Consider the following 17,370-nt stretch of genomic DNA (forward strand, 5'->3'; position numbering starts at 1 on the left):
CCTGCCGTCGGATGGCAAGATGGTTTCCATGAAAACCAAGTCGGCGTTGATCGGCAGTATCAACACCCTGGTGGGGGCGGTGGGGGACAAGTTCGAGCCGGACGAGGATTCGGACGCCGAGCGCGATTTCATGGCGCAGCGATGCCCGTCCCGGATGGAACAGCTCATCAGGACGCTGCCGACGCTGTCCTTGCATCTGCTGGCGGCGATCGCCGAGGGGCCGGTCAGCGTGGTGGGCCTGGCCGCGCGCTCGAGTCAGCTCAAGGGCACGGTGTCCAAGCATGTGCAGCGACTGGTGGATGCGGGTTGGGTCGAGCGCACCCCGATTCCCGGCAACCGCAAGGAAATTGAGCTCACGCTAACCGCGGACGGACGCATCATCGCCGATGTGCATGCCGCACTGCATGAGGAGATGGAACGCGGTGTGCGCGATTTCTTGCAGCGCTACAGCAATGCCGATCTGCAGGTTGTCGAGAGGGTGCTACAGGATCTGCTGGCTTCGGGCAGGGATGGAGTGCGGATCGTGGCGCAGAGCTCTTAGTCGCGCACCTTGATGGACAGCGTGGGTTTGGGGATGTCTCCCGGCTGTACGCGATCCCAGGCGGCATCGATGAGCGGCTGTAGGAGCAAGGCTCCCATCTGGCGAACCAGTACCGATACCACCTGAGTAGATTCCGTGCGATCAGTGGGCGCCATGCCTTTCTTGCGCAGCGTGGCCACCTCGTCACGGGTGAGGCCGATCAGCGCATCGAGCAGGTGCATCTGCTCGCCGGAAGGTTCCAACACCGCCCTGCGCACATAGTTCACGATCGGCGGGTTGGCCTCGAGCATGCGTCGGACCGCGGCGTCGCGGGCGGCGGCGAGCTTGCGGGGGTCCTTCTCGTCTTCGACCGACCGGAGCGTGCTGACGAAGTAGTCGACCACCAATTGATCGACGGCCTCGCGTAGCCCGGCCTTGGTTTTGAAGTGGTGCTGCACCAGTCCGAGGGTCACTCCGGCCTCGGATGCCACCGCACGCAATGAGATTCGCTCCTCTCCGTACTGGGCATACAGATCCAGCGCGGTATTGCGAATACGCGCCTTGGCCGTCAGGTCCTCATCCGTTGCGCGCGGGTTTGCCATGGCTGCCATCTTACTGCACCCCTTTACAAATGAATCTCAAACGATACACTTGTATCGTCCTCGACGAGGAGGTCCAGGACGTGCTGTCCCTGAATGGAGTGAACTGATGTCCGAATTGTTCCCGGCCTATCGCGCGTCCTGGGAAACCGACGCGCATCGCGACCTGCGTAAGCACGCCGCGGAGTTCCTGCGTAAGGAGTCCACACCCAACCAGGAGCGCTGGAGTGCCCAGCATCAGGTGGACCGTGAGTTCTGGAACAAGATGGGCGATGCCGGACTGCTGGGGCTGGACCTACCTGAGGAATATGGTGGCGCCGGAGGCGATTTTGGGTTCTCGGCTGTGGTGGCCGAGGAGCTTGCGCTGGCGCAGGACTCCTCGACCGGGTGGGCCGTGCACTCACCAATCGTCGCGCACTACATCAACACGTACGGCAACAAGGAACAGCTGGATCGGTGGATGCCGGGGATCATCAGTGGCGATTTGGTACTCGCCATCGCGATGACCGAGCCTGGAACGGGTTCGGATCTACAGGGAGTGCGCACGACCGCGATCCGCGATGGTGACCACTACGTCATCAACGGTTCCAAGACCTTCATCTCCAACGGCACCCACTGTGACCTGTTGGTGATCGTGGCCAAGACAGATCCGACGCAGGGGGCCAAGGGGATATCGCTGATTGTCGCCGAAACCAAGGACCTGCCGGGATTCGAACGCGGCCGGGTGTTGGAGAAGGTGGGCCAGCACGGGCAGGACACCCGTGAGCTGTTCTTCACCGATATGCGTGTGCCGGTGGCCAACAGGCTGGGTGAGGAAGACGGCCAGGGGTTCCTCCAGCTCATGACGCAGCTCGCGCGGGAACGGCTCATCATCGCGTCGGCCAATGCGGGCATGGCCGAAGCCGCTGTGCTGGAATCGATCAAGTACACCAAGGAGCGCGAGGCGTTCGGCAAGCCGCTCATCAAGTTCCAGAACACCAAGTTCCAGCTGGCCGAATTGAAGGCCGAGGTGCTCTCGATCAAGACCACCGTGGACTGGTGCATTCAGAACTACATCGACGGCACCAACGACCCCGCGACCGCCTCGATCGCCAAGCTTGTCGCCTCCGACAAGGGCGTCGCCGTGGTGGACCGATGCGTTCAGTTCTTCGGCGGATACGGATACATGATGGAGTATCCGATCGCCCGCGCCTACGCGGCCGCGCGAGTCAACAAGATTTACGGCGGCACAAGCGAAATCATGAAAGAACTCATCAGCCGATCGCTCTAGGGAGAATCATGAAGAACAATAATCGGGTTTTCGTGGTCGGCGTGGGCATGACCAAATTCGAGAAGCCGGGCCGTCGCGAGGGCTGGGACTACCCGGCCATGGTCAAGGAGGCCGGAACCAAGGCTCTTGACGACGCGGGAGTGCGGTACGAGGACATCGAGCAGGCGTTCATCGGAAACGTTTACGGTGACTCGTGTTCGGGCCACCGCGCCCTCTACGAGCTGGGCCATACCGGCATTCCGATCTACAACGTCAACAGCAACTGCTCGACGGGATCGACGGCACTGTTCATGGCGGCCAACGCCATTCGCAGCGGCCAATCCGATGTGGTGATTGCGGCCGGGTTCGAGAAGATGGAACCCGGCTCGTTGGGCATGAAGTTCACCGACCGCGAGTCACCGCTGCAACCGCAGATCATCGCGCTCGGCGAGCTGAGCCAGCCGCAGTTCCCGATGACCGCGTGGATGTTCGCCGCCGCAGCCGAGGAGTACATGCGTGAATATGGCCTGACTGCCGAGCAATTGGCGTGGATCGGTTACAAGAACCACAAGCACTCGGTTAACAACCCGTACAGCCAGTTCCAGGACGAGTATTCGTTGGAAGACATCCTGACCTCGCGCGCCATCGTGGGTCCGCTGACCAAGCTGCAATGCTCGCCCACCTCGGATGGGTCGGCGGCCGCGATCGTGGCGAGCGAGGAGTTCGTCGACAAGCACGGATTGGCCGATCAGGCCGTGGAGATCGTCGGGCAGGCCACCGTGACCGATCGGGCTGATACCTTCGACGGCACCGCGGCGGGCATCGTCGGCGCGAACATGAACAAGGCCGCCATCGCCTCCGTGTACGAGCAGGCGCAGATCGGCCCCGAGGACATCGACGTGGTGGAGCTGCACGACTGCTTCTCGGCCAACGAAATCCTGGTCTACGAGGCGCTCGGCTTCTGCGAGCAGGGCGAGGCCGGCAAGCTGATCGACAACGAGGACACCACCTTTGGCGGCAAGTGGGTGGTCAACCCGTCGGGCGGATTGATTTCCAAGGGGCATCCGCTGGGCGCGACCGGCCTGGCCCAATGCGCGGAACTGAACTGGCAGCTGCGCGGGCAAGCCGACAAGCGTCAGGTCGCCGGTGCCGCCGCCAAGGATGGTGTGGCGTTGCAACACAACATCGGGCTCGGCGGTTCGGTGGTGGTCACGGTATACCGCCCGGCCAACCGGTAGCCGTCAGGCGGCGTGAACCAGCCCGGACCGCGCGAACTGCCCGGCAGGGGAGAAGCGTTCCAGGATGGCGTCGGCCGGCTCGCCGGCCCACTCGGTGATGAGCTCCTTGGCCGCCTCGATCGAGGTCACCCTCTCGAAGGGTTTCGGATCGTCGAGCAGACTGAACAGCTTGGATGCGAATCCCTGGTGGACGTGACCGGCCGCGAAAAACAGATCGCCGTAATCGTGCAGCTCGTCATCGCCGAGGTAGAGCCTGGTCACCAACTGTGCTGCGCGAGCCCGGCGGTTGTAGAACTCCTCGAAAGCCCCAGTGAGCCAAGTGGTATCGAAAGGTCCTTCGTGTGCTGCGGCCTTGTGAACCAGCGCGGCCGCCTGGATCAGGCCGCCCTGCGCGCCCTGCCCGGCGATGGGGTCATAGGCCACCGCGGTGTCGCCGAGCGCCGCGACGGGATGACCGCTGGCCGTGTGCCCCACCCCGTGTCGCACCAGCTGGGTCACCGCTCCGGTGATCCACGAATGCGGGTCCTCCTCGATGACGTTGAGTGACAACACCTCCGGCAGGTCCCAGTCGATGTACTCGCGGTGCACATCGGTGACGGCCTGCAGGGCGGAGGCCGCACTGTCGACGGCGGCGTACCGTCGTTCCCACTCGCTGCCGGGCTTGGCCCACGTCAGGAACGACCAGGAGGGGCCTGCGTCCTTATGCAGGTAGGGCCCCCACCATGCCTCGCCCTGATCGGTGATGAACGAGAACGCGCTGTGCTGTCCACCTGCGGGCCCACGGTGCGCGAAGACCTCCGGCCCATGTCCCAATCCGGCCACCGTCAGCATGAGCAGCCGCCGCTGCGGACGGTCGTACACGGTGCGCGAGGCGTCCACCGGGAACAACGACGACAGCCCAGCCCGGCCGGTCGCCACCAACGTCAGGTCATGCTCGGCGGCGATCGAATCAAGCCGCTGCGGGTCCACCTGCTCCACGACGAGGCGACCACCGCGCTCCTGAAAATCGGTGAGCCGGTCATCGGCCTTGAGTCGGGTATCCACGGCGACGCCCCGGGTGCCGCCGTCAAAGTCCGCGTCGAAGGCGATGATCTCGGGGCGTTCGGGTTCGTTGCCGTCGACCAGGCGCACGCTGAGGCCCGTGGAGGTGGGCCCCGGATCCAGGTAATTCGCCAATCCCAGACTGGCCTCAGCGCGCTGTGCCTCGCCGAAAATGAGCGAGGTACCGGTGGCGGGCACATCCTCGCGCAGGCTCCGCTGGTCCCGATCGCTGTAGACGGTGACGTCAAAACCCTTGCCCAACAAGCCCAATGCCGCAGTCGCGCCGGTCTGGCCCGCGCCGATAATGGCGGCTTTGCGTCCGTGTTTCGTCGTCATGTCGCCACTATCGGCGTGTGAACTTGTGCGCGAAAGGCACCCGCTCATGGTGATTGCAAGGTCCATAATGGCCCGTGCGCAATCGGCAGCGGCTGGAACCGGGTTTCCAGTACGACGTGGTCACCAACGGCCTGCGAGATACCGGGCAACTGGGCAGGCTCAGGACTGCGATCGGTGTGATGTGCATGTTGGTGGTCGTGCTTGCCCTGATCAGCAACTTCAATGCGCTCGGCCCGCAGGGTTTCTGGCCGCGCTTGGTCGTCAACATCGCGGCGGCATCGGCGGTGATCGTCGGCTTGTGCTGGTTCTTCCTGCCGTGGCCAAGTCGACGGGTCATGGTCTGTTTCGTGGTGTGGGCCGATCTGACGGTGGCGATCGGGACGGCCATGTTCTCCGACCCCATGGCCAGGCTTTTTGCGATCGTCTACCTGGGCCTCATCGGCCTGATTCCCGCCTTCTTCTTGGGTAGACGGGGCCTTGTGGCCCATTGTGGATTCGCCCTGGTGAACCTGAGTGTGCTCATCGCGCTCAACGTCGAATCGGGCGTCTCGACATGGTTCAACCAGATCATGTACGTCTTACCGATCCTGACCTCGGTCATGATTGTTCCGGTGCTCCTACAGGCAGTGATCGAGAGCACGACGTACTCGATCCTGGGCTCGGCGGTCGCTGCCAACCGCGATCCACTCACCGGCCTGCTGAACAGAAGGGGAGTCAACGCCACGAAGGAGGTCCTGCATCGCAAGCGCCTCGACGCCGTGGAAGTCGTCGTGGTGCTGCTGGACCTCGACGGGCTCAAGGAGCTGAACGACGCGCGTGGTCACGATGCGGGGGACGCCACCTTGATCGAGGTGGCGGACATGCTGATGGCGAGTACGCGCGTGGGCGAGATCGCCGCGCGCATCGGTGGCGACGAATTCCTGGTGGTGGCGTTCCCCGGGCGGCGCGAGAGTGTCCACGACACCATTCGTCGGGTGAGCACCCCGAGGCCGGGCATCGATTCCTGGAGCGTGAGCGTGGGTGCAGCATGGCAGTCCACCGCGGACGGCAGCTTTGATTTCGACCAGCTACTCCGCCGGGCGGATGAAGCCCTGTACCAGGCCAAGAGCTCGCGGGGTCTGCCGCAACAGCAGCGCTGAGCGCGGCATCGGTCTAGCGCTCGGGTGCGGTGTAGGTCTGTCGCCCGGCCAGATAGGTGGCCCGGACTGTGATCTCCCGCAACGCATCCGCTCCGACGGCGTGCGGGTCGGCCGACAACACCACGAGATCGGCGTACTTACCCACCTCAAGGCTGCCGATCTCGGTGTCGAGATGCAGCTGCCAGGCCGCGTCAATGGTCTGCGCGCGCACGGCCTGCGTGACGCTGATCCGCTGCTCGGGGGAGAGCACTCGGCCCGATCCCTTGGCCTTGCGGGTGACCGCGGTTGCGATGTTGCCCAACGGGTCCGGTGGTGAGACGTTGCCGTCGTTGTGGAAGGAAATCCGTAGCCCGGCGTCCAGCGCGGACTTGGCCGACATCCAGTGCGCGCCATGGTCTTCACCGAACAGCTCGTCAATGAGGGGATCACCCCAGAAGTAGACGTGCTCGATGAACAGGCTGGGGTGTACGCCCAGACGCGCCGCGCGCTGGAACTGCGCCGGCGTCATCGCGCCCACGTGTTCCAGGCGGGAACGCGCCGACGCGGGGGACTGGGCCTTCTCGTATGCGTCCAGCACCACGTCCACCGCGCGGTCGCCGTGCACGTGACAGGCCAGCTGCCAGCCCTGCTTGATGAAGGCCGTCGCCAGCTCGGTGACCTGCTCGGGGGTGTAGTTCATCCCGCCGTGGTGATGGGGTTCCAGGCCCATTCGGCGGGTGGCTTCGGTGTCCAGATAGGGGAACGAGGTGAAAATGTTTCCCTGCCAAGGTGATCCGTCGGCCCAGAGCTTCATACCGATCTGCGCGAACATCTGGTCCGCACCGGCCCGCGGACCCGCGACGTGTGCGGGGTCCTTGGCCAGCTCAGGGGTGCCCATCTCGTAGGCGCGGATGCGCAGCTTGACGGCCGGGTCGGCGGCCATCCGCCGGTACAGGTCTGCCGATTGTGCTGCGCTGTAGCTGTGTTCACTGGTCGTGGCGATGCCCGCGGCAGCCAGTTGACCGAAGGCCCAGTGCAGGTTCTCGTACGCGTTGGGTTCGGCGACATCGCGGAGATAGGGCGTCATCAGGGTGACCAGCGCGGCGGTTTCCCGGACCTCGCCGGTGAGTTCACCGTCGGGTCCGTGCACGTACTCCGAGCCCACCGGATCGGGCGTGTTCCGGGTGATTCCGGCCAGCTGGAAGGAGGCGCTGTTGGCGTACGCGGCATGCCCGCTGTTGGCCACGATGATTACCGGGTTGTCCGGTGCCAGCGCGTCGAGCTGTGTGCGCGTGGGCAATTGGAGATTCGGCTGTAGCAGCAGGTCGATGCCGTACAGCAGCACCTGGGTGCCCCTCGGGGTGGCCCGAACGGTATCGGCCAGCTTCTGCATCACCTCCTTGCCGGTGGGAACCACGAACGGGCGCACGTCCACGGCAGGTGGGCCCAGCGTCGCGGCGATCTGGCTCGGGTGGCTGTGCGCCTCGACGAACGCGGGAAGCAGCGCGCACCCGCCGAGCTCGATGACGTCCGTCTCGGCGGTGCGCAGCCTCATCACGTCCTGTCGCGTGCCGACGGCGGCGATTTTTCCCGCGGTGACAGCCAGCGCCTCGGCGGTGGTGTCACGGCCGTCGACCGTCACAATCGGGCCGCCGACGAAGATCAGGTCGGCGCCGGTGTCGGGACCGGCGGTGTCGTCATCGCATCCGGCGAGTGCGGCCAAACCCGTTGTGGCAGCCGCCACGGTGGCGCCTCCCACGACGAACTGCCTCCGATTGATCGACACGTGCCGACCTCGGTTAGAGCACTACCACTGAGCGTAGGACCTCGCCGTGGTGCATTTTGTCGAATGCGGCCTCGATATTTTCGATCCCGATGCGTTCGGAGACGAACCGGTCCAGCGGCAGACGGCCCTGCTGGTACAGCGATACGAGGGTGGGGAAGTCGCGCTCAGGCAGGCAGTCGCCGTACCAGGAGGACTTCAGGGCACCGCCGCGGGAGAAGAAGTCGATGAGCGGCATCTCGAGCTTCATGTCGGGGGTGGGAACGCCGACCAGCACGACGGTGCCGGCCAGGTCGCGGGCGTAGAAGGCCTGCTTCCAGGTTTCCGGGCGCCCGACGGCGTCGATCACCACGTCGGCGCCGACCTCGTCGGTGAGTTCCTGCACCGCGGTCACCACATCATCGACATTGCGGGCGTTGATGGTGTGGGTGGCGCCAAAGTCCTTGGCCCAGGCCAGTTTGGTGTCATCGGTGTCGATGGCGATGATGGTCCGTGCGCCCACCAGGGCGGCTCCGGCGATCGCGGCGTCCCCGACACCGCCGCATCCGATCACCGCCACGGTGTCGTCGCGGCCGATGCCCGCGGTGTTGACGGCCGCGCCCAGTCCGGCCATCACTCCGCACCCGAGCAGCCCGACGACGGCCGGGTCGGCGGTGGGGTCGACCTTGGTGCACTGTCCGGCGTGTACCAGGGTCTTCTCGGCGAAGGCGCCGATGCCCAGGGCGGGGGTCAGCTCGGTGCCGTCGGTCAGCGTCATCTTCTGGGTGGCGTTGAAGGTGTCGAAGCAGTACTGCGGGCGTCCACGCTTGCAGGCGCGGCACACTCCGCACACGGCGCGCCAGTTCAGGATCACGAAATCGCCGGGCTCGACGGTGGTTACGCCCGCGCCGATGGTTTCCACGATCCCGGCCGCCTCATGGCCCAGCAGGAACGGGAACTCGTCGTTGATCCCGCCCTCGCGATACGTCAGATCGGTGTGGCATACCCCGCACGCCTGCACCTTCACCACGACCTCACCGGGCCCCGGATCGGGGATCACAATGTCCACCAACTCCACAGGAGCCTTCACCGATCGAGCGATCACACCGCGCACAGTTTCAGACATGCGCATGACGCTACAGTCCCAGCCATGGGTGCTCTCGACCTCGTCGCCGACTGGCCGGTAACAACCGTCGCCGCTGCCGTAGTGGGGCCGGAGGGCGTCAGGGCCCAAATCGGCCCTGTGACGCACCAATTCGCGCTCGCGTCGGTCACCAAACCACTGGTGGCCCGTGCGGCACAGGTGGCTCTCGAAGAGGGTGCCGTCGAGTTGAGTACTCCGGCAGGTCCACCCGGCTCGACGATCGAGCATCTGCTCGCCCATGCTTCCGGACTGTCGCTGCTTTCCGATGCCGTGATCGCCAAGCCGGGCACTCGCCGGGTGTACTCGAACTATGGCTTCGCGGTACTGGCACATGCCGTCTCTGCCGGAGCCACCATCGAGTTCGGCACGTATCTGCGCGAGGCCGTGTTCGAGCCACTGGGAATGGGGCACACGGTCTTGCCGGGCGGGGCAGACACCGCCGGGTACGGCGGCTCGTCCACCGTCGTGGATCTCGTGGCCTTCGTCGGAGATCTGCTGCGGCCGCGTCTGGTCACCGCCGAAACACATCAGCGAGCCACCAATGTCGCCTTTCCAGGGTTGGACGGGGTGCTGCCCGGCTATGGCGTGCAGCGGCCCAATGACTGGGGTCTGGGCTTCGAGATCAAGGGAAGCAAGATCCCGCACTGGACGGGTGCCGAGAATTCGCCGGCCACCTATGGGCATTTTGGTCAGGCCGGCACGTTCATCTGGGTGGATCCGGCCGTCGATCTGGGGCTGGTCGTGCTGACCGACCGAACCTTCGATGGCTGGGCCAACCAGGTGTGGCCTCAGCTGTCCGATGCCGTGCTGGCCGAATTCGGCTGACTTTCCTTCGAAACTCTTCGGCGGGGGTCTGGCGGGGTACAGGGGCCTCTGTCAAAACTCTCAGGAAGCCGTTACCTCAAATTCGTCGGTAGGACTGGCGCAACACGCGCACCACAGGGCACAATGGTGTCACAAGGCACATTGGTGTAATTCGGTAACACGCTCTAGAAGCTTCGCGAGTCGTTGGGGAAGACGTCCTCGTCGAAGACAAAGGAGCACTACGAATGCACGCGTCGCCTCAGTTCGCCGACTCGACAACCGGCGTGGTGTACATCCATGCCTCACCGGCTGCGGTATGCCCGCACGTCGAGTGGGCTTTGTCGTCGACTCTGTCGACAATCGCTCCCGGGCGCACCGGCGAGTCGGTGAAGTTGCGTTGGCAGGCCCAGCCGGCCATGCCGGGGCAGCTGCGTGCCGTCACCAACTGGGTGGGCCCGGTCGGAACCGGTGCACGCCTGGCCAACGCCCTGCGCTCGTGGCCGGTGCTGCGCTTCGAGGTCACCGAGGACGCCAGCGACGGTGTCGACGGTCAGCGCTTCAGCCACGTTCCGCAGCTCGGCATGTGGAGCGGGAGCACCAGTGCCAACGGCGACATCATGGTCAGCGAGATGCGCCTGCGCGGGTTGATGGAATCCGATGCGGGCAGCATCACCTCGGAGCTCGACAACATGCTCGGCACCGCCTGGGATGACGCGCTGGAGCCGTACCGCAGTGGCGGCGACGGCGCCGAGGTGACCTGGCTGCGCGGAGTCGGCTAGGCGGGGGCTACCCCTTGTTCGCGTTGCCGATCACGCGACTGATCAGGAACCCGATGTAGGCGAGGCCGCCGAGGCTGCCCACGATGCGGGTGCGGCGGAACGCCAGCGCGAGCCCGAGCAGCAGCTCGGTGAAGCCGTTTTGGTACACCCAGCGGCGAGTGTCCTCCGGGAAGGCGACCTTGGAGATGGACTCGAACGGCTGGGGTGCGACGAAATGCGCGACGCCGGTGGCTGCCAGTCCGGCACCGCCAGCCCGGAAGCCGATGCGGATCAGGTTCGCGATGAGAACCGAGAGTCGCTGGATGAGACTAGGGCCGACCTTCGTCGGGACGAGCGTTGCGGTCGGCTGACCGTCGACGAGCAATTTGAGCGCCTTCTTGCGTCGCAGTGCCATTCCCCAGACTCCCTTGTCGATTATGTGAATGAAACGTCACTCTAACAGTACGGGGATGGCTAGGCGTCGGCTTGTCGCGTGGCGACGTCGATGCCGAACGTCTCCACCAGGAAGCTCACGATCGCGGGTGTCACCCGGCGCGGCCAGAACCGCAGGGTGGCCAGTGTTCCGGCCGAAACCACCTGCGCGCCAACGATATCGATGGCGAGATTGTGCGCGTCGGCCGCCGGGTGCAGCGGGTCGGCGGTGAGCGAGAGGATCATGGTGGGCGCATCGACGGCCCGCCGTACCGCGCGTGGCGGTGCCATGCGGCCCACCAGCATGCCCCTCATGAACGCCGCGGATCTCGACGGCGGAGCGGTCAGGAAGGAGCGAATCAAGCCCAGGGTGGGCTGCTCGGTTTCGGGGAACGATCGGGCCACCGCGCCGACCAGCCACACCAGCGGCCGACCGAGCGTGAACAGGGTGAGCCCGGCGGACCACAGGTATCCGGCGGCACCGATGCCGTTCTCCAGGAATGGCCCCTCCAGCAGCAGACCGGCGACCTTCTCGGGTGCCAGCGCCGCCGCCTCGACCGAGACATTCGCGCCGACGGAGGTGCCACCGAGCACCGCGCGCTCGATGCCCAGGGCATCCAGGGCGCCGATGAGCTGGCGGCCAAGCGCTTGTGAGTTGTAGCGGTCCGGCTCGAGCGGGCGCTCATCGGCGGTGGTGCCGAGCAGGTCCAGGCAGATCACCCGGAAACCGCGCTCGGCCAATTCCTTGGCCCAGGCGTGTTCCAGATAGTGCGAGGTGAGGAAGGCGTGGGACAGCACCACAACGCGGTCCCCGGAACCGAACTGGCGATATGCCAGCCGGTGTCCGTCGACCGTGACCGTGGTGCCGACCGTCACAGCGGGATGTTCTTGTGCCGGCCGCGCCGTGACGGCGCTTCGGCGAGGGCGCGGGTCAGCACCGCGCGGGTCTGCGACGGCTCGATCTCCTCGTCGACGACGCCGATCTCGATGGCACGATCCACGCCACCGGCGATCCGCTCGTGCTCGAGAGCCAGCTCCTCATGCAGGGCCTCGCGCTCCTCTTCGGGGGCGGCGGCCAGCTGCTTCTTGTGCAGGATGCCTACGGCGGCCTTGGCGCCCATGACGGCGACCTCGGCGTCCGGCCACGCGAACACCTTGGTGGCGCCCAGCGAGCGGGAGTTCATGGCGATGTAGGCACCACCGTAGATCTTGCGGGTGACCAGGGTGACGCGCGGAACGGTGGCTTCACCGAACGCGTGTAGGAGTTTGGCGCCGCGGCGCACCACCCCGCCCCATTCTTGGCCGACACCGGGCAGGTAGCCGGGCACGTCCACGAGCACGATCAGTGGGATGCCGAAGGCGTTGCACAGGCGCACGAAGCGTGCGGCTTTTTCGGCGCTTTCGGAGTTCAGGCAGCCCCCCAGACGCAGTGGGTTGTTGGCCAGCACGCCGACGCTTCGCCCGGCCAGGCGGCCCAGGCCGATGACCATCGACGGCGCCCACTTGCCCTGGAATTCCTCGAACGGGTCATCGGAGTCGAGCAGGGCGTTGACGATCGGGTGTACGTCGTAGGCGCGTTTGGCTGATTCGGGCAGCAGCGCGCGCAGGTCGGTGTGATCGGCCTCGGCGCGGCCGCGGTCGAACACGCCCTGCTGGCAGAAGAACCCGACCAGCTTGCGACCACGCGCGTAGGCGTCCAGCTCATCGTCGGCCACGATGTGGCACACACCGGATTTTTTGTGGTGGGCTTCGGGGCCGCCCAGGGTGGCCATGTCGACGTCCTCGCCGGTCACCGAACGCACCACGTCGGGTCCGGTGACGAACACGCGGCTTTCCGGGGCCATGATGATGACGTCGGTCAGGGCCGGCCCGTAGGCGGCGCCGCCGGCGGCGAAGCCGACGACGACCGAGATCTGCGGGATGTAACCGGAGGCGCGGATCATGGCCTCGAAGACCAGCCCGACGGCGTGCAGGGCCGAAACCCCTTCAGCCAGACGGGCACCGCCGGAGTGCCAGATACCCACGATGGGGCTCTGCTCTTCGATGGCGGTGTCGTAGGCGGCCACGATGTGGCGGCAGCCCTCGATACCCATGGCCCCGCCCATGACGGTGCCGTCGGTGCAAAAAGCGATGGTCCTGACTCCGTTGACCGTGCCACCGGCGGCCAGCACACCCGAGCGGTCACGCTCATGCAACAACTCAACACTGCCGTCATCGAAGAACGTGCTCAACCGCAACAACGGATCACGCGGATCGAGCGATTCGTCGACGGCCTCCGGAGCCAGGATCGTCATCTTGAGCCTCTCTGGTGCTTAGTACTTGCCAAAGGCAAGCGCAACGTTGTGCCCGCCGAATCCGAACGAGTTATTGATTGCGTATTTAAAATCCCCGTGACGCGGCTCTCCCGCAACGACATCCAGGTCGATTTCGGGATCAAGGTTGTCAAGATTGAGCGTCGGCGGGATAACGCCGTCGCGCAGTGCGAGCACGGTGAGCACGGACTCGAGAGCGCCGACGGCGCCGATCGAGTGGCCGAGCGCTGACTTGGGCGCATACACCGCGGCGTGCTGCACACCGGCGACGTGAATCGCGTTGGCCTCGGCGACGTCGCCGATCGGGGTGGCCGTGCCGTGAGCATTGATGTGGTCAATGTCCTTGGGGGACAAGCCAGCTGTCTGAATCGCGCGGGTCATGGCCGCACCGGCGCGGACGCCGTCGGGGCCGGGGGCCACCATGTGGTACGCGTCGGAAGTGATTCCGGCGCCCATCACGCGGCCGATGATCTGCGCACCGCGAGCCTTGGCGTGCTCCTCGGTCTCGATGACCATGAGGGCGCCGGCCTCGCCAAACACGAACCCGTCGCGATCCTTGTCGAACGGGCGAGAAGCCTTCTCCGGCTCGTCATTTCGTGTCGACATCGCGCGCATCATGGAGAATGCGGCGATCGGAAGGGCCTCGATCATGCCCTCGACACCACCGCAGACGATCATGTCGGCATCGCCCATCACGATCTGGCGCCACGCGTGCGCGATGGCTTCGGAGCCGGAGGAACACGCCGACACCGGCGTGATGACGCCCGCGCGGGCGCCGATCTCCAGGCCCACCACCGCGGCGGCACCGTTGGGCATGCACATCTGGACGGCGAGCGGTGAAACCTTGCGAATGCCATGCTCATTCATGGTGTCGTAGGTTTCGACGATGCGCTCGCCACCGCCGAGCCCGGTACCGATGACGACGCCGAGACGGTCCTTGTCGATGTCATCGGGCGTGCCGGCGTTTTGCCAGACCTGACGGCCTACGTGCAGCGCCATCCGCTGCACGTAGGCCATCCGGCGAAGTTCCAACCGGGTCATGTGGTTGTCGATGGGCTCCTTGAGGTGCCCACCGATCCACACGGGCAGACCGAACTTCTCGACGAATTCGTCCTCGAGAACCTCGATGCCGCTCTCCCCGGCGATCAATCCCTTCCACGTGCCCTCGATGTCAGGCGCGATAGAGGTCGTTGCGGCGAGAGCCGTCACAACGACGTTGGGGAAGCCACCGTTGGCAGTGGAAGGGGTTGTCACTGGTCCTAGCCCTCCAGCTGCGCGCGGATGTTGGCTGCGGCCTCGGGGTTTTCCTGCTCGAGCTTCTCGATGTAGTTGACGACATCGCCAACGGTCCGCAGACCGGCCAGATCCTCATCGGGGATCTTCACGCCGTACTTGTCCTCGGTCTGGACGGCGATCTCAACCATCGACAGCGAGTCGATGTCCAGGTCGTCGACGAACGACTTCTCGAGGGTGACCTCGGAAGGCTCGATACCGGTGACCTCTTCGATGATCTCGGCGAGACCGGCGACGATGCGATCTTTTTCTTCTGCGGTGGCCACTCGGTGGCTCCCTTCGGTGTTGTGGACTGCGGACGCAGCCCTGGGGTGAACTCTGTTATGTGGAACTGGATGAGAGAGCGGCACTGCCCACTCATCCGGGGGTACTACTTATTTGGGTGGTTTGGCCGCTTACAGCTCGGCCAGGGCGTCTAGGTCTTCGAGGGTCTTCAGCGCGTGGTTCGCGACGCCGCGCATCTCACGCTTGGCGATGCCGGACAGCGCACCCGAGGGCGGCAGTTCGACGACGGCCTGTACATCTGCCGTCTTGAAGTACTCGGTGCACAGATCCCAGCGGACCGGAGACGTGAGCTGGTTGACCAGCTTGTCCATGGCGTCGACGCCAGAGGCGACGGGGGAGCCATCGAAGTTGGACAGCAGGGTGGTGACCGGCTCGGACGGAAGAATCGCGGCTGCGGCGGCGGCGTAGGCCTCCTGCGCGGGAGCCATGAAGTGAGTGTGGAAGGCGCCGGCGGTGGCGAGCTGGCGGACGCGCGCCTTGGCCGGGGGGTCCTCGGCCAGCTTCTCCAGCGCGGTGATGCGACCGGCGGCCACGATCTGTCCGACCGCGTTGCGGTTGGCCGGAACCAGTTCGAGGGCCTCCAGGCGCTCCAGCACCTCGGCCTCGTCGCCGCCTAACACGGCGGACATGCCGGTGGGGTCCAGCGCGCAGGCCTTGGCCATCTCGGCGCCGCGGGTGGCGGCCAGGGCGACGGCGTCGTCCGCGGAGATGACCCCGGCGATGGCGTAGGCGGCGATCTCGCCCACGGAGTGGCCGGCGACCACGGTGGTCTTGGCGTTGAGGTGACCGCGCTTGGTCAGCTCGTCATAGGCCAGCAGGGTCAGTGCGACGACCAACGGCTGGGTGATGGAGGTGTCGGTGATCTCGTCGGCGGTGGCGGTGGTCCCCAGGCGCACCAGATCCAGTCCGCTGGCCTTCGACCACTGCTCAACCTGATCCTTGGCACCGGGCAGTTCGAGCCACGGTGTCAGCATGCCGGGTGTCTGAGATCCCTGTCCGGGAGCGAGCAGCGCAATCACGTGTTTAAGAGAACACTGTGAGAGGCCGTTTGCGCCGTGTAAGAGAAAATGAATCTTGTCTTAAGTATTTGTGGGAAGCCTACAAAAAGTCATCCGTTGCGACCCGATCTATACCGTCCCGCAATGTGGGACCTCGCAGGTGACCGGCCGGTAGCCCTTCTAAGTCTTAATGACATTGATTGTGACGGGTGTGATTCCTGGTTCAGGAGTGAAGACGTCGGCGTGGTCCTGGGCCAGTCTGCCGACGGTTGCCGCGACCCGCAAGACATAGGCATCACGCGGGGACGTTGGGTCTCTTCCGGTGAAATCGGTGATTCGCTTGAGTCGATAGCGGACGGTATTTGGGTGAACAAATAGTGCCCGCGCGCACGCCTCGATCGCGCCGCCCGAATCTAAGTAAGCGTCCAGTGTCTCTGTGAGTGCCGGGCCGGCATCGGCCAGCGGCCGCATCACTTCCGTATTGAGCGCCGCGATGGCCGCCTTGTCGCCCAGTAGGGCGCGCTCGGGCAGCAGCTCGCGCGAGGACACCGGCCGCGGCGCGCCGCGCCACCCCGAGACCGCGTCCATTCCCGAGAGCGCCTCCACGGCGCTGGTGTGCGACGCGCTCAGGCTTCCGGCGGTGGGGCCCACCACGACAGGGCCGTCGGAGAAGACCTTGATCAGATCGACCAGGAATTTGTCGTGCGCGGTGATCGGGCCCGACACGATGGTCAGCAGTCGGGTGCCCTGGATGACGGCCAGGGCACCGCGCCCGTGGCGCTGCGCCACCTCGTGCACCAAAGTTGTCGCCGTGGCGACGATTTCCGGCCGTGGGGTGCCCACGATGACGGTAGCCGGGGCGTTGGTGTCCCAGTTCAGGGCCGCCGCACGCGAGAGCATGTCCGGTCCGGTGTCGCCGCGCACCACCGCGTCGACCACCGTCGCCTCCAGGCGCGAATCCCAGGCGCCGCGGGTCTCGGCGGCCTCCGCGTAGGCGCTGGCGGCGCCGAACGCGAGGTCGCGGCTGTAACGCAGGATGCCCTCGGTGAGCGTCACCAGCTGCTCGTCGTTGCGGGCGAGCAGGGGCAATACCTCCTCGAAGAACTCCATCGCGGTGCGCACCATGTCGACCGAATGCCGCAGCGCGATGCGTTTGGCCAGGTCCTGCGGCACCACCTCGAAGGCTTGCATGGTGAAGCCGACAGTGCCCTCCGGGTCGCGGATCCACTCGGTGAAGTTGTTGATCGCCGTCTGCACCACCAGCGCGACGCTGGCGCGCTGGGAAGCCTCCAGGTCGGTGAAGAACGGAAGCCGGTCCTCCATGACGTGCACGGCCTCGGTGGACAGGCGCCCGGAGTACTGCTTGATCCGGTGCAGGAGCGCCTCGGGCACCTCGGCCCGCTCCCTGGGCTTGCGCGCAGCACGAAACCCGCGGGGAGCGGTGGCCGGATTGTCGGGCATCCCTAAAAGATACCCCTGAT

The 17,370-nt window shown here is 65.6% G+C and carries 17 protein-coding genes; 6 read left to right on the forward strand and 11 right to left on the reverse strand.

From position 1 onward, the window contains the following. The first annotated feature begins 28 nt into the window (after positions 1-28). Positions 29-541, forward strand: coding sequence for a MarR family winged helix-turn-helix transcriptional regulator (locus MYCSP_RS08195; RefSeq protein ID WP_088413571.1), 513 nt, complete (start codon positions 29-31; stop codon positions 539-541). On the opposite strand, the gene MYCSP_RS08200 is transcribed toward MYCSP_RS08195, so the two are convergent. Further along, the gene (locus tag MYCSP_RS08200; RefSeq protein WP_070911465.1) at positions 538-1,122 is read right to left on the reverse strand and encodes a TetR/AcrR family transcriptional regulator; all 585 of its coding nucleotides are present in this window, start codon (positions 1,120-1,122) and stop codon (positions 538-540) included. The two genes, MYCSP_RS08195 and MYCSP_RS08200, sit on opposite strands and share 4 nt — an antisense overlap. Positions 1,123-1,228: 106 nt before the next feature. On the opposite strand from MYCSP_RS08200, the gene MYCSP_RS08205 reads away from it, so the two are divergent. Beyond that, positions 1,229-2,389, forward strand: a complete 1,161-nt coding sequence (locus MYCSP_RS08205; RefSeq protein WP_070911061.1) for an acyl-CoA dehydrogenase family protein — start codon at positions 1,229-1,231, stop codon at positions 2,387-2,389. 8 nt (positions 2,390-2,397) lie between these two features. Then, positions 2,398-3,606: a lipid-transfer protein gene (locus MYCSP_RS08210; protein ID WP_070911060.1), complete on the forward strand. Its 1,209-nt coding sequence runs from the start codon at positions 2,398-2,400 to the stop codon at positions 3,604-3,606. A gap of 3 nt (positions 3,607-3,609) precedes the next feature. On the opposite strand, the gene MYCSP_RS08215 is transcribed toward MYCSP_RS08210, so the two are convergent. After that, positions 3,610-4,983 carry a styrene monooxygenase/indole monooxygenase family protein gene (locus MYCSP_RS08215; protein WP_088413572.1) on the reverse strand — a complete coding sequence of 458 codons (1,374 nt, stop codon included), beginning with the start codon at positions 4,981-4,983 and terminating at the stop codon, positions 3,610-3,612. Between the two features lie 74 nt (positions 4,984-5,057). Here MYCSP_RS08215 and MYCSP_RS08220 point away from each other — a divergent pair, with 74 nt between their 5' ends. Continuing rightward, positions 5,058-6,122: a GGDEF domain-containing protein gene (locus MYCSP_RS08220; protein ID WP_088413573.1), complete on the forward strand. Its 1,065-nt coding sequence runs from the start codon at positions 5,058-5,060 to the stop codon at positions 6,120-6,122. A gap of 13 nt (positions 6,123-6,135) precedes the next feature. Here MYCSP_RS08220 and MYCSP_RS08225 read toward each other — a convergent pair whose 3' ends face one another. Both MYCSP_RS08225 and MYCSP_RS08230 read right to left on the reverse strand, forming a co-directional pair. Further along, on the reverse strand, positions 6,136-7,887 hold the full coding sequence (locus MYCSP_RS08225) for an amidohydrolase (protein ID WP_088413574.1): 1,752 nt from the start codon (positions 7,885-7,887) through the stop codon (positions 6,136-6,138). Between the two features lie 13 nt (positions 7,888-7,900). Next, positions 7,901-8,989 carry an S-(hydroxymethyl)mycothiol dehydrogenase gene (locus MYCSP_RS08230; RefSeq protein WP_088415526.1) on the reverse strand — a complete coding sequence of 363 codons (1,089 nt, stop codon included), beginning with the start codon at positions 8,987-8,989 and terminating at the stop codon, positions 7,901-7,903. A 24-nt stretch (positions 8,990-9,013) separates the two neighbouring features. Here MYCSP_RS08230 and MYCSP_RS08235 point away from each other — a divergent pair, with 24 nt between their 5' ends. Together MYCSP_RS08235 and MYCSP_RS08240 are read left to right on the forward strand one after the other, a co-directional pair. Continuing rightward, positions 9,014-9,832 (forward strand): serine hydrolase domain-containing protein, encoded by an 819-nt coding sequence (locus MYCSP_RS08235; RefSeq protein ID WP_083014014.1) that lies wholly within the window; start codon positions 9,014-9,016, stop codon positions 9,830-9,832. A 224-nt stretch (positions 9,833-10,056) separates the two neighbouring features. Beyond that, the gene (locus MYCSP_RS08240) at positions 10,057-10,590 is read left to right on the forward strand and encodes a DUF3145 domain-containing protein (protein ID WP_083014013.1); all 534 of its coding nucleotides are present in this window, start codon (positions 10,057-10,059) and stop codon (positions 10,588-10,590) included. Positions 10,591-10,597: 7 nt separating this feature from the next. On the opposite strand, the gene MYCSP_RS08245 is transcribed toward MYCSP_RS08240, so the two are convergent. The 7 genes from MYCSP_RS08245 to MYCSP_RS08275 form a co-directional block, all read right to left on the reverse strand. Next, positions 10,598-10,984 (reverse strand): DoxX family protein, encoded by a 387-nt coding sequence (locus tag MYCSP_RS08245; protein ID WP_083014012.1) that lies wholly within the window; start codon positions 10,982-10,984, stop codon positions 10,598-10,600. A 59-nt stretch (positions 10,985-11,043) separates the two neighbouring features. Continuing rightward, on the reverse strand, positions 11,044-11,877 hold the full coding sequence (locus tag MYCSP_RS08250; RefSeq protein ID WP_088413575.1) for an alpha/beta fold hydrolase: 834 nt from the start codon (positions 11,875-11,877) through the stop codon (positions 11,044-11,046). Further along, entirely contained in the window at positions 11,874-13,295 is a 1,422-nt protein-coding gene (locus tag MYCSP_RS08255) for an acyl-CoA carboxylase subunit beta (protein ID WP_088413576.1), read from the reverse strand. The genes MYCSP_RS08250 and MYCSP_RS08255 overlap by 4 nt, the downstream gene beginning before the upstream one ends. 18 nt (positions 13,296-13,313) lie before the next feature. Then, the gene (gene kasA, locus MYCSP_RS08260; RefSeq protein ID WP_043080046.1) at positions 13,314-14,567 is read right to left on the reverse strand and encodes a 3-oxoacyl-ACP synthase KasA; all 1,254 of its coding nucleotides are present in this window, start codon (positions 14,565-14,567) and stop codon (positions 13,314-13,316) included. Between the two features lie 5 nt (positions 14,568-14,572). Further along, a complete protein-coding gene (gene acpM / locus MYCSP_RS08265; RefSeq protein WP_030095371.1) occupies positions 14,573-14,872 on the reverse strand; it encodes a meromycolate extension acyl carrier protein AcpM in 300 nt (99 codons plus the stop codon). A 129-nt stretch (positions 14,873-15,001) separates the two neighbouring features. Then, positions 15,002-15,910 (reverse strand): ACP S-malonyltransferase, encoded by a 909-nt coding sequence (locus MYCSP_RS08270; RefSeq protein ID WP_083017882.1) that lies wholly within the window; start codon positions 15,908-15,910, stop codon positions 15,002-15,004. A gap of 159 nt (positions 15,911-16,069) precedes the next feature. Next, entirely contained in the window at positions 16,070-17,350 is a 1,281-nt protein-coding gene (locus MYCSP_RS08275; RefSeq protein ID WP_070911051.1) for a PucR family transcriptional regulator, read from the reverse strand. Between the last annotated feature and the right edge of the window lie 20 nt (positions 17,351-17,370).

Source organism: Mycobacteroides saopaulense, assembly GCF_001456355.1.
Lineage (GTDB): Bacteria > Actinomycetota > Actinomycetes > Mycobacteriales > Mycobacteriaceae > Mycobacterium > Mycobacterium saopaulense.

Excerpts from the sequence above, each read along its gene's own strand:
- MYCSP_RS08195 (WP_088413571.1), top strand. The coding sequence starts at position 29 with ATGAAAACCAAGTCGGCGTTGATCGGCAGTATCAACACCCTGGTGGGG.
- MYCSP_RS08200 (WP_070911465.1), bottom strand. The coding sequence starts at position 1,122 with ATGGCAAACCCGCGCGCAACGGATGAGGACCTGACGGCCAAGGCGCGT.
- MYCSP_RS08205 (WP_070911061.1), top strand. The coding sequence starts at position 1,229 with ATGTCCGAATTGTTCCCGGCCTATCGCGCGTCCTGGGAAACCGACGCG.
- MYCSP_RS08210 (WP_070911060.1), top strand. The coding sequence starts at position 2,398 with ATGAAGAACAATAATCGGGTTTTCGTGGTCGGCGTGGGCATGACCAAA.
- MYCSP_RS08215 (WP_088413572.1), bottom strand. The coding sequence starts at position 4,983 with ATGACGACGAAACACGGACGCAAAGCCGCCATTATCGGCGCGGGCCAG.
- MYCSP_RS08230 (WP_088415526.1), bottom strand. The coding sequence starts at position 8,989 with ATGTCTGAAACTGTGCGCGGTGTGATCGCTCGATCGGTGAAGGCTCCT.
- MYCSP_RS08235 (WP_083014014.1), top strand. The coding sequence starts at position 9,014 with ATGGGTGCTCTCGACCTCGTCGCCGACTGGCCGGTAACAACCGTCGCC.
- MYCSP_RS08240 (WP_083014013.1), top strand. The coding sequence starts at position 10,057 with ATGCACGCGTCGCCTCAGTTCGCCGACTCGACAACCGGCGTGGTGTAC.
- MYCSP_RS08245 (WP_083014012.1), bottom strand. The coding sequence starts at position 10,984 with ATGGCACTGCGACGCAAGAAGGCGCTCAAATTGCTCGTCGACGGTCAG.
- MYCSP_RS08255 (WP_088413576.1), bottom strand. The coding sequence starts at position 13,295 with ATGACGATCCTGGCTCCGGAGGCCGTCGACGAATCGCTCGATCCGCGT.
- MYCSP_RS08275 (WP_070911051.1), bottom strand. The coding sequence starts at position 17,350 with ATGCCCGACAATCCGGCCACCGCTCCCCGCGGGTTTCGTGCTGCGCGC.